Below are 9,369 nucleotides of genomic sequence, written 5' to 3'. Positions count from 1 at the left end.
GCCAGGATCGCCCAGCGCATCCTGGCCCTGACCGCCGCCATCTGGCACAACCGCCACACCGGCCAGCCCATCACCCGATCACTGATCGCCTACGACCACTAACCCGACTTAGGAATCACTCGTCTAGTACACCCACAAGATGCCGGAGCCCGGAGATTTGTGACATCTTGTGGGATACGTCACGAAATGGTCAGCGGGCGGGGCCCGAGCGCCTGCCGTGCCCGCGCAGGGTGGCGGTGAAGATCTCGCCGCGCAGGGCCTGGCCGACCACCTCGATCGAACGGGACAGCCGGACCAGGCGCGGCCCCTCGTGCCGGTAGACGTCGAGCACGGCCTCGATGGCGTGCGGCGGGAGATGCGCCTTCAGATCGACCGCGGCCTTGCGGTAGCCGGCCCTGGCCGCCTGGACGGCCGCCTCGACGTGCGCGCTCGCCATGCTGACCAGCGCGACGGGGTGCCGCCGGAGCACCTCGTACTGGCGGTAGTCGGCCGGGAGCGCGTCGAGCAGCCACGCGGTGGCCGACGCCTCCCAGTCGGGGACGCTGGGAGGCCGCACCTCTGGCGGCCACTCCGGCGGTAGATACATGTCGTCATCGTACTCATGTTCGATTCGTTTGCCGAGGTGGAGGCTGCGGTTTGGCCACATTGGGCAGGGAGGCGGTGCGATCGCGGCAAAGTCGGCACACTAGCGAGGGTGACGGAGAAGATCGGAGTCATCGGGGCGGGCATCGTCGGCCTGGCGGTGGCCAGGGAGCTCGCCACCACCAGGGGCGCCGAGGTGACCGTGCTCGACAAGGAGGACCGCGTCGGCGCCCACCAGACCGGGCACAACAGCGGCGTGGTCCACGCGGGCATCTACTACCCGCCGGGCTCGCTCAAGGCCAGGCTGTGCCGCGAGGGCGTGGCGCTGCTCAGGGAGTACTGCGCCGCGCACGCGCTGCCGTACCAGGAGGTGGGCAAGCTGGTCGTGGCGAGCACGCGGGCCGAGCGGCCGCAGCTCAGGGTGCTGGCCGAGCGGGCGCGCGCCAACGGCGTGCCCGACATCGCGGTGCTCGACGGGCTCGGGCTGCGCGAGGTGGAGCCGCACGCGGTCGGCGTGGGCGCGATCCACTCGCCGCGCACCGCGATCGCCGACTTCCCCGCCGTCGCCCGCAGGCTCGCGCTGGACGTGGCCGAGCTGGGCGGCCAGGTGCACCTGTCACACCCGGTACGCGCGATCAGGGAGACCGCCAGGGGCGTCGAGGTGCTGGCGGCCGGGCGCAGGTTCGCCTTCGACGGCCTGGTGGTGTGCGCCGGGCTCGGCACCGACCAGGTGGCCAGGATGGCCGGGCACCCGGGCGACGTGCGGATCGTGCCGTTCAGAGGCGAGTACTACGCGCTCGGCGGCGAGGCGAAGGACCTGGTCCGGGGCCTGATCTACCCGGTGCCCGATCCGCGTTACCCGTTCCTGGGGGTGCATCTGACCCGGCACATCGACGGGGAGGTGCTGGTCGGGCCGAACGCGGTGCTCGCCCTGGCCTACGAAGGCTACAAATGGCGAAATGTCCGTAATCTTCGGCAAATTTTCTCTTGGCCGGGGACGCTCCGCATGGCCCGCGCCCACTGGCGCACCGGGATCAAGGAGGTCTACGGCTCGCTGGCCAAGGGCGCGTTCGTCAAGGCGGCCCGCCGCTACGTGCCCGAGCTCACCGCCGCCGATCTGGTCAGGACGGAAGGCGGCGTCCGCGCCCAGGCAGTGGCCAGGGACGGCCGGTTGATGGATGACTTCGTGGTGGACGTCCATGGAAGGGTGGTTCTGGTGAGGAATGCTCCGTCTCCTGCGGCTACGTCCAGCCTGGCAATCGCCCGGCACATTGCCGGAATTGTTCCAGCACTCGTCCGTTGAGTGCATCCTTGATGGTGATGGAAGCGCGACTGCTGATCGTCGAAGACGACCCGAACATCCTCGAACTCCTCGCCGCGAGTCTGAGGTTCGCCGGCTTCGACGTGACCACCGCCAAGAGCGGGCTCGACGCCGTCTCCGCCGTGCAGCGGCACCGGCCGGACCTCGTCGTGCTCGACGTCATGCTGCCCGACCTGGACGGCTTCGAGATCGTCCGGCGGCTGCGCGGCGGCGGCGTGCACACCCCGGTGGTGTTCCTGACCGCCCGCGACGAGACCGAGGACAAGATCCGCGGCCTGACCATCGGCGGCGACGACTACGTGACCAAGCCGTTCAGCCTCGAAGAGGTCGTGGCCAGGATCCACGCGGTGCTGCGCAGGACCAGCGGCGAGGCGCAGGCCCCGCCGCCCAGGCTCACGTTCGCCGACATCGAGCTGGACGAGGAGAGCCACGAGGTGTGGCGCGGCGGCAACGCCGTGGCGCTGTCGCCGACCGAGTTCAAGCTGCTGCGTTACTTCATGACGAACGCCGGCCGGGTGCTGTCCAAGCCGCAGATCCTCGACCACGTGTGGGACTACGACTTCCGCGGCGAGGTCGGCATCGTCGAGTCCTACGTCTCCGTGCTCCGCCGTAAGATCGACAACCGCAATCCGCGGCTCATCCACACCCTGCGCGGTGTCGGATACGTCCTTCGCCTGCCGCCGAGCCCCTGATGCGCGGTCTGCCGCTGCGGATCAAGCTCATCGCGTCCACGCTGGCCCTGCTGTGCTGCGGCATGAGCTTCATCGGCATGGTCAGCGTCTCGGTGATGCACGGCTACCTGATCGACCGGGTGGACGGCCAGCTCGGCCTGCTGGCGCAGCGCATGCAGAAAAAGGTGCTCAACGACCTGGACAAGGGCAGGCAGGCCAAGGCCGTGCTCATCGAGTCCGACGCGATCGTCCTGGTCAAGGAGCCCGGCAGGGGATTCGTCCCGCTGCTGGCCGACCGGGACGTGGACCTGCGGCCCAAGCCCAGGCTGGTCGCCGAGCCCGGACCCGACATCTACACCGCGCCGGCGGTCAGCGGCGACGGCGAATGGCGGGTGCTGCAGAGCGCGGTGCGCGACCGCGTGCTCGTGGTCGCCGTGGACCTGGAGGAGGTCGACGCCATCACCCGGCGCCTGGTGCTCATCGAGCTGCTGGGCGGCGGCGGCATCCTGCTCATCCTGGCCGTTCTCGGCATCACGATCGTGCGCAGGAGCATGCGCCCGCTGGCCGAGATCGAGCACACCGCCGGGGCCATCGCCTCCGGCGAGCTCGGCCGCCGGGTGCCGGACGGCGACCCGCGCACCGAGGTCGGCCGCCTGGCCACGGCGCTGAACGGCATGCTCGCCCAGATCGAGGCCGCCTTCACCGCCAGATCCGCCTCGGAGGCCGCGGCCCGCCGCTCCGAAGACCGCATGCGGCAGTTCGTCGGCGACGCCTCGCACGAGCTGCGCACCCCGCTGACCTCCATCCGCGGCTTCGCCGAGTACGCCAGGCAGAACCCCGGCGCCGACCCCGCCGAGCTGATGCAGCGCGTGGAGAAGGCCGCCGGGCGCATGAGCCTGCTCGTGGACGACCTGCTGCTGCTGGCCAGGGTGGACCAGCAGCGCCCGCTGAAGATGCGCCCGGTGGACATGCTGGCGCTGGCCGCCGACGCCGTGCAGGACGCCAGGATCCTGGCCCCCGACCGCACGATCGGCCTGGACGTCGTGGGCGGCGCCGCGCTGATCGTCTCCGGCGACGAGGTGCGGCTGCGCCAGGTCGTCTCGAATCTCACGTCCAACGCGCTCATCCACACCGAGCCGGGCACCCCGATCACCGTCCGCGTCGGCGCCGGGGCGGACACGGTGTTCCTCGAAGTGGCCGACAAGGGGCCGGGGCTCACCCCGGAGCAGGTCGAGCGGGTCTTCGAGCGCTTCTACCGGGCCGACTCGGCCCGCTCGCGCCGCAGGTCGGGCGAGGACCGCGGCAGCGGCCTCGGCCTGGCCATCGTGCGCGCGCTGGTGGTCGCGCACGGCGGCACGGTGACCGTCGACAGCGCCCCGGGCAGCGGCTCGACCTTCCGCGTGGAACTCCCACTCGCCTTGGAGTGAGCCTTCAGCAAACCCTCAGGTGCCTGCGTCAATCTGGGACGGTGACGAAACCGGAGCTGCGCGAAGCGCTGATCATGGTGGTGGACGACGAGCCCAGCATCAGGGATCTGCTGTCCGCGAGCCTGCGCTTCTCCGGCTTCGAGGTGCTCACCGCCGCCGACGGGCACGAGGCCGTGGAGGTGGCCGAGCGGGCCTCGCCCGACCTGGTGGTGCTCGACGTGATGCTGCCCGACCTCGACGGGTTCGAGGTGGCCAAGCGCATCGACGCGCCCGTGTTGTTCCTGACCGCCCGCGACGCCACCGAGGACAAGATCACCGGGCTGCGGGTGGGCGACGACTACGTCACCAAGCCGTTCAGCCTGGAGGAGGTCCAGGCCAGGATCCGGGCCGTGCTGCGGCGTACCCGGGGTGAGGGCGCGCCCGCGAGCAAGCTCAAGGTGGCCGACCTGGAGCTGGACGAGGACGCCCGCGAGGTCTGGCGGGGCGGCCGCCAGGTGCGGCTGTCGCCGACCGAGTTCAAGCTGCTGCACTACTTCATGGTCAACGCCGGCCGGGTGCTGTCGAAGGCGCAGATCCTCGACCACGTGTGGAACTACGACTTCGGCGGCGACGCCGGGGTGGTCGAATCGTACGTCTCGTACCTGCGGCGCAAGGTCGACGACGTCGAGCCGCGGCTCATCCACACGCTGCGCAGCGTCGGATACGTGCTTCGCGAGCCACCGGGCTGAACCGTGGCCCCGCGGGTAGCGTGGGCGTATGGATCTGCTCGGCGCGCTGGAGGCGTTGCGCCGGCCGCTCGACCGCGAGCTGTTCCCGCTGGCGGTCGGCGAGGCCGCGGCCGACCGGCGCGCGCTGCGTGAGCTGACCGGGCAGCTCGACGACTACCTGCTGCCCCGGCTGCGGGCGATCGACGCGCCGCTGCTCGCCGTCGTCGGCGGGTCCACCGGGGCGGGCAAGTCCACCCTGGTCAACTCGCTGGTGGGGGCGAACGTGGCCGAGCCGGGCGTGCTGCGGCCGACCACGCTGGTGCCCACGCTCGTCGTCTCACCGGCCGACCGCTCGTGGTTCATGGGCCAGAACGTGCTGCCCGGCCTGTCGCGCGCGACCGGGGACGGCCCAGGGTCGCTGCGGGTGGTGACGTCCGACGCGCTCGGCGCCGGGCTGGCGCTGCTCGACGCGCCCGACATCGACTCGGTCGTGACGGCCAACCGGGAGCTGGCCGCGCAACTGCTGGCCGCCGCCGACCTGTGGCTGTTCGTCACCACCGCCGCCCGCTACGCCGACGAGGTGCCGTGGAGCTTCCTGCGTTCCGCCCGCGAACGCAGCACCGCGCTGGCCGTCGTCCTGGACCGGGTGCCGGCCGAGGCAGTCGAGCCGGTCTCGCGTGACCTCGAACGCCTGCTGGCCGAGAACGGGCTGGCCGGCACCCGGCTGTTCACCGTGCCGGAGTCCGCGCTGCCCGACGAGAAGGCCAGGCTGCCCGAGGAGTCCGTGGCGCCCATCTCCGGGTGGCTGACCGGGCTGGCCGCCGACGCCGCCGAACGCTCCCGCGTGGTGCGCCAGACACTGTCCGGCGCGCTCGACAGCCTGGCCACCCGGGTGCCCGTCCTGGCCGACGCTGTCGAGCGGCAGCGGGCCGCGTTCGACGGGCTCAGGTCGATCGTGTCCGGCGCGTACGCGGGCGGGATGGCCGACTTCGACGAGGGCATGCGCGACGGGTCGCTGCTGCGCGGCGAGGTGCTGGCCCGCTGGCAGGACTTCATCGGCACCGGCGACCTCATGCGCTCGCTGGAGAGCCGGGTGGGCTGGCTGCGCGACAGGATCGTCGGGTTCTTCACCGGGCGGGCGCCCGCCGTCCAGCTCAGGGACGCGCTGGAGAGCGGCGTCGAGGCGCTGATCAGAGGGTCCGCCGACGGGGCGGCCGAGCGGGCGCTCGACGGCTGGGCGGCCGCGCCGGGCGGGGCCGGGCTGCTCGACCGGCTCGGCGCGGTGGAGTCGTCCAGGCTCGGACGGGCCACTCCCGACCTGGGCAAACGGGCCGAGGCCGCGGTACGCGGCTGGCAGGACCACGTGCTCGACCTGGTACGCGAGGAAGGCGCGGAGAAACGCACCACGGCCAGGGTGGCGTCCTTCGGCGTGAACGGGGCCGGGCTGCTGCTCATGCTGGCCGTCTTCGCCTCCACCGGCGGGCTGACCGGGATCGAGGTGGGCATCGCCGGTGGCACCAGCGTGTTGTCGCAGAAGCTGCTCGAAGCCATCTTCGGCGACCAGGCCGTGCGCTCGCTGACCGCGCGGGCCCGCGAAGACCTGCGCGAACGGGTGCGCGCGCTGCTGGACGAAGAGTCGGCCCGCTTCACCGCGCTCCTGGAAAGCGTCGAACCGCCCGCGGACACCGCCGAGACGCTGCGCCGGGCCGCCGAGTCGGTCCGCGCCCACCAGGCGGAGCTGCCGGCGTCCGGGGCCGAACGCGCGCCGGTCGAATCGCCGACGCTGGAATTGCCGACGCTGGAGCCGCCGTCGCCGCGTCCCGGGGAGGGTGAGCGCAGGTGAAGTTGTTGCGGCGCAAGGAGGGCCCGTCGCTCGACACCCGGCTGACCGCCCTGCTCCAGGCCGTCGAGCTGGGCGAGGGGCGGCTGCCCGAGCAGCCGGTCGCCGACGCCCGCGCGGTCGCCGAGCGGGCCGGCGTGCGCCGCGGCCTCTCTCTCGACCACACGGTCGCCGCCCTGGCCGGCGCCACCGGGAGCGGCAAGTCGTCGCTCTACAACGCGCTGGTCGGCGCCGACCTGGCCACCGTGGGCGTCACCCGGCCCACCACGGCCACCGCCCAGGCCGCCCTGTGGGACGGCGACGGCGCCGGCCCGCTGCTCGACTGGCTCGACGTCCCCCAGCGGCACGCGGCCGCCTCCGCACCCGACTTGTCCGGTCTCGTCCTGCTGGATCTGCCCGACCACGACTCCATCAGGCTCAGCCACCGGCTGGAGGTGGACCGGCTGGTCGAGCTGGTCGACCTGCTGGTCTGGGTGGTCGACCCGCAGAAGTACGCCGACGCCGCGCTGCACGAGCGCTACCTACGGCCGCTGGCCAGGCACCGCGACGTGATGCTGATCGTGCTCAACCAGGTCGACCGGCTGCCGCCCGACGCGGTGCGCCGCTGCCTGGACGACCTGCGCCGCCTGCTGGCCGACGACGGCCTGACCGACGTCCCGGTGCTCGCGGTGTCGGCACGTACCGGCGCCGGGCTGGACGACCTGCGTGTCCTGCTCGCCGACCGGGTCTCCGAGCGTCACTCCTGGTCGGCCCGGCTGTCCGCGGACATCACCACCGCCGCCGACCGTCTGGCCACCGATTCCACGTCTGACACCGGCCGCGCGGACGAGACCGATCCCGCCGGGCTGGGCCGGGCGCTGACCGGGGCGCTGTCGGTGGCGGCCGGGGTGCCGCTGGTGGTCTCGGCCGTGGCCAAGGCGCACCGGCACCGGGCGGTGTCGGCCACCGGCTGGCCGGTCACCCGGTGGATCAGGCGGTTCAGGCCCGACCCGCTGCGCCGGCTGCGCCTGGGCAACCCGGTCGGGAGCGGTGTCGGCGCGGTTTCGGCCGGGCGCGGTTCCGGTGCGGTCTCGTCCGATCGGGAGATCGTCGGGCGTACGTCCGTGCCGGCGGCGACCGCCGTGCAGCGGGCGCAGGTCGACACCGCGGTCAGGGACGTCGGCGAGGGCGCGGCACGCGGCCTGCCAGGGCCGTGGGCGGCGGCCGTGCGGCAGGCGGCCCGCTCCCGCGCGGCGGAACTGGCCGACGCCGTGGACCGGGCGGTGGCCAAGAGCTCGGCCGTGGCGACCAGGCGGCCCAGGTGGTGGCGCGTGGTCGGGGCGCTGCAGTGGCTGGTGTTCGGCGCGCTGGCGGCCGGGGCGATCTGGCTGGGCGTGCTGTTCGGGATGGACTACCTGCGCCTGCCCCAGCCGCCGCTGCCCACGGTGGGGGCGGTGCCGTGGCCGACCGTGCTGCTGGCCGGGGGCGCGCTGGCGGGCGTGCTGATCGCGTTGCTGTCCAGACTGGCGGCCTGGCTGGGCGGACGGCGGCGGGCCAGGCGTACGGCCAAGGCGTTGCGCGCGGCCGTCGCCCAGGTCGGCCAGGCGTACGTGCTCGACCCGGTGGCGGCGGAGCAGGCGCGATACCGGAGCTTCACCGAGGCCGTCACGACCGCGCGCGCCTGACCAGCACCAGCCCGAGCAGCGCACCCGCGAGCGGGAACGCGGCGGCCACCGGGAACGGCGCCGACACCCCGAAATGCTGCCCCGCGACGCCCGCCAGCCCGGCTCCCGCCGCCGCGCCCACGCCCAGCGCCGTGGAGACCCAGCCGAACGCCTCGGCCTGGGCGGCCGGGGCCAGCTCGTCCACCAGCAGGGAGCCGGTGGTCAGCGCCGGGTTGAGCACCAGCCCGCCGGCGAACAGCACCGCCCAGAACGCCGGCAGCGACCCGATCAGCGCCGGCGGGGCCAGGACCAGGCCGAGCACCAGCATGATCACCACCAGTCGCACGGCCGGGGCCGAGCCCCACGAGCGGGCGCCGTACCCGGCGGCCCCGGCGATGCCGCCCAGCGACAGCGCCGCCACCAGCAGCCCGGCGGTGGCGGGCGAGCCGTGCGCGGCCGCCAGCGCGGGCAGGCCGACCTGCAGCGCGCCGATGGTGCCGCCGAGCAGGAACACCACCAGGAGCAGCACGATCATCATCCGGTCCGCGAACACCCGGCCGCGGTCGCGGGCCGGCGACGACTCGCCCACCCGCAGCGCCCGCGCGAACGCCAGCGTGCCCAGCCCGGCCGCCACCGCCACCACGCCCAGCGCCAGCGACGCGGACGCCAGCGCGATCGCCAGCCCGAACAGCAGCGGCCCGACCAGCAGGGCGATTTCCTGCACCAGGTAGACCAGGCTGTAGGCGGCCGTGCGGCCATCGGCGGACACTCTGCGGCCCCACTCGATGCGCATGCTGACCGAGATCGGCGGCAGGCACGCGCCCGCCGTCCAGGCCAGTGCCGTGATCACCCAGCCGGGCAGACCGGACGTCGCGCAGAGCACCAGCCCGACCAGCGCGGCGACGTGCCCGAACGCGGTGGCGACCAGCACGGGTCGCGGGCCGCGCCGGTCCATGAGGCGTCCCTGCACCGGACGGGCCAGACCGGCCCCGACCGAGAACGCGGCCGCGACCAGGCCGGCCAGCACCAGCGAGCCGGTCTCCGACTGCACCACCAGCACCGCGCCGACGGGCGCGACCTGCTGCGTGAGCTGCGCCAGGAACCCCAGGACGGCCTGCGCCGTCACCCCGGGCAGGCGGAAAAGCCCCCGGTACGGCGCCCCTTGACCCATTCGCCCA

The 9,369-nt window shown here is 73.4% G+C and carries 8 protein-coding genes and 1 pseudogene; 7 read left to right on the top strand and 2 right to left on the bottom strand.

Annotated elements, in window-relative coordinates:
• Positions 1-102 (top strand): annotated as a pseudogene (locus tag HII36_RS59500) (IS982 family transposase); the annotation flags it as partial.
• 88 nt (positions 103-190) lie between these two features.
• Here HII36_RS59500 and HII36_RS32285 read toward each other — a convergent pair.
• Positions 191-586 (bottom strand): hypothetical protein, encoded by a 396-nt coding sequence (locus tag HII36_RS32285; protein ID WP_173527072.1) that lies wholly within the window; start codon positions 584-586, stop codon positions 191-193.
• A 108-nt stretch (positions 587-694) separates the two neighbouring features.
• On the opposite strand from HII36_RS32285, the gene lhgO reads away from it, so the two are divergent.
• From lhgO to HII36_RS32255, 6 genes are all read left to right on the top strand, one after another.
• Positions 695-1,885, top strand: a complete 1,191-nt coding sequence (gene lhgO, locus HII36_RS32280) for an L-2-hydroxyglutarate oxidase (RefSeq protein WP_328807982.1) — start codon at positions 695-697, stop codon at positions 1,883-1,885.
• Between the two features lie 11 nt (positions 1,886-1,896).
• Positions 1,897-2,595: a response regulator transcription factor gene (locus tag HII36_RS32275; RefSeq protein ID WP_173527075.1), complete on the top strand. Its 699-nt coding sequence runs from the start codon at positions 1,897-1,899 to the stop codon at positions 2,593-2,595.
• Positions 2,595-4,001 (top strand): sensor histidine kinase, encoded by a 1,407-nt coding sequence (locus HII36_RS32270; protein ID WP_173527070.1) that lies wholly within the window; start codon positions 2,595-2,597, stop codon positions 3,999-4,001. The genes HII36_RS32275 and HII36_RS32270 overlap by 1 nt, the downstream gene beginning before the upstream one ends.
• Before the next feature lie 74 nt (positions 4,002-4,075).
• Positions 4,076-4,729, top strand: coding sequence for a response regulator transcription factor (locus HII36_RS32265; RefSeq protein WP_173527076.1), 654 nt, complete (start codon positions 4,076-4,078; stop codon positions 4,727-4,729).
• 28 nt (positions 4,730-4,757) lie between these two features.
• On the top strand, positions 4,758-6,551 hold the full coding sequence (locus HII36_RS32260; RefSeq protein ID WP_236004073.1) for a GTPase family protein: 1,794 nt from the start codon (positions 4,758-4,760) through the stop codon (positions 6,549-6,551).
• Entirely contained in the window at positions 6,548-8,212 is a 1,665-nt protein-coding gene (locus HII36_RS32255) for a GTPase (RefSeq protein ID WP_173527069.1), read from the top strand. Before HII36_RS32260 ends, HII36_RS32255 begins: the two co-directional genes overlap by 4 nt.
• Here the strand turns inward: HII36_RS32255 and HII36_RS32250 are convergent.
• Positions 8,193-9,362, bottom strand: coding sequence for an MFS transporter (locus HII36_RS32250; RefSeq protein ID WP_173527068.1), 1,170 nt, complete (start codon positions 9,360-9,362; stop codon positions 8,193-8,195). The two genes, HII36_RS32255 and HII36_RS32250, sit on opposite strands and share 20 nt — an antisense overlap.
• Positions 9,363-9,369 lie beyond the last annotated feature (7 nt).

The sequence above is a fragment of the Nonomuraea antri genome (assembly GCF_013283785.1).
In the GTDB taxonomy this organism is placed as follows: domain Bacteria; phylum Actinomycetota; class Actinomycetes; order Streptosporangiales; family Streptosporangiaceae; genus Nonomuraea; species Nonomuraea antri.
The sequence above is the reverse complement of the archived record's forward strand: the minus strand, read 5'-3'. Positions and strand labels throughout refer to the sequence as shown.